The 1,950-nt window shown below is 33.0% G+C and carries 1 protein-coding gene; it reads left to right on the top strand.

From position 1 onward, the window contains the following. Positions 1–774: 774 nt before the first annotated feature. Complete coding sequence (locus tag F6K40_RS39960) at positions 775–1,338, top strand: Uma2 family endonuclease (protein ID WP_293145802.1); 564 nt, start codon at positions 775–777, stop codon at positions 1,336–1,338. Positions 1,339–1,950: the final 612 nt, after the last annotated feature.

Here is a 1,950-nt window from a genome sequence, read left to right as displayed (position 1 = left end):
CCTTTGCTGAAGCAGTATATTTTATCCAATGAAGTAGAGGCGAATTGCCATTCCTCTCTACATTCTTGCAGTGACTAAATTTGATAGGAGCAAGTTAGTTCAAACAACATTTTTACCTGGGTTTGGAGACCAAACCCCTACAGTTTTTTTTACCAATAACTTACCGAAAAAATTAAACAATTAAACAGTTAAATAATTAGATAATTCAGGTTTAAAGCCTCCCCTTGAATACGAATTTAAAAATTTATGCATTTTCATTTCCTTTCTTACTCCTAACTCCTAACTCCTAACTCCTAACTCCTAACTCATTACTCATTACTCCTAACTCATTACTCATTACTCCTAACTCATTACTCATTACTCCTAACTCATTACTCCTAACTCATTACTCATTACTCCTAACTCATTACTCATTACTCATTACTCATTACTCCTAACTCATTACTCATTACTCATTACTCTTCAGTAATACGATAACTAATTACCCGGATTCTATATTAAAAGGGGAGGCTTTAAACCAAAATTTTTCGGTAAATGTATTTCACAACTGTGGGAATTACTATATATATTTAATTAAATTAACAGGACTTACGCAGAGACACTATATATAGCGTCATATAGCGTTCAAAAACTATAACGTTATAAATATGTAGTGTTTAGAACTCAAAAATGCGTAAGTCCTGATTAATTAATTCTGACACTAGATTGGATAGGTAGTACAAAATAGATATAATGAATGAATCAAGAAAAAATCCCGATTGAGGTAAAATAATTATGTTAACTGCTGTTAATTCATCCCAAAAAATTACTCTGGAAGAGTTTTTACAATTGCCAGAAACAAAACCAGCAAGCGAATATTTTAACAATAAAATTTATCAAAAACCAATGCCACAAGGAGAACATAGCACAATTCAGGCTTATCTATTATCAGCTATTAATCAAGTCGGTAGACCAAAACAATCAGCAATGGCATTCCCAGAATTAAGGTGTACTTTTAACGGACGTTCCATAGTTCCAGATGTTTCAGTTTTTGCATGGCAACGTATTCCGAGAAAACCTAATGGTAGAATCGAAAATAGATTTGAAATAGCACCAGATTGGGCAATAGAAATTCTCTCGCCAAAGCAAGGTGCTAATCAATTAATTAATAAGATTATTTTCTGTCTAAATAATGGTACTAAACTAGGTTGGTTAATAGATCCTGAAGATGAATCTGTAGTGATTTTTAAACCAAACCAACAACCAGAAATTAGATATAATTCTGATAATTTACCAGTTCTAGATTTATTAACAGATTGGCAATTATCTATTGCAGATTTATTTAGTTGGTTATATTAGATTTAGGGAGTAGGGATGAGGGATTAGGGAATAGGGAGAAGTCAGTAATTGATTTTATTTTTGATTATTGGAAATGTCTACTAGATTTCTGATTAATTAATCACTATAGAAGCGCTGATCGTATCTTTGCCCACGATTGAATTTTTGATTTACGGATTGGGATTGGAATAGAAGTAATACACCGAAAAGATTGAAAAATACTCCTCTACTTTTCAGTATTAAAATCAGAAGATTCATTGGCTTAGATTCCGATTTTAGCACTTCCCAAACTTTTGCATTCTCTGAAGCTCCTGAAAAAAAATCGCGCGTGAAAGGATTTTCCGTTGCATCCTCGCCCAAATTTTGATATCATAAATATTAACTGGGGTAGCTCGCCTGTACGCATGATTTTTTATTCAACCAAATTTCCTGACTCAGAAATGATCGAGTATTCAGGAATTTTCTTTGGCAAAGCAATACCAGAAATACCTTCATCTTATGAGAGCTTCCCAGAAACATAATATGTTTGTTTTTCCCATCATCAAATTTTTCCATCCATCACTCCTAAGTGGAAAACCAGCAACATTTTCATTTTCTGAAGCTCCCGAAAAAAAATCGCGCGTCAAAGGATTT

The sequence above is a fragment of the Okeania sp. SIO3I5 genome (assembly GCF_010672085.1).
Lineage (GTDB): Bacteria > Cyanobacteriota > Cyanobacteriia > Cyanobacteriales > Microcoleaceae > Trichodesmium.
Note: the sequence above shows the minus strand (reverse complement) of the source record. Positions and strands in the feature narration are given on the sequence as shown.

What these genes read in the sequence shown, in the direction of transcription:
- F6K40_RS39960 (WP_293145802.1), top strand. Translation starts at nt 775, where the DNA reads ATGTTAACTGCTGTTAATTCATCCCAAAAAATTACTCTGGAAGAGTTT.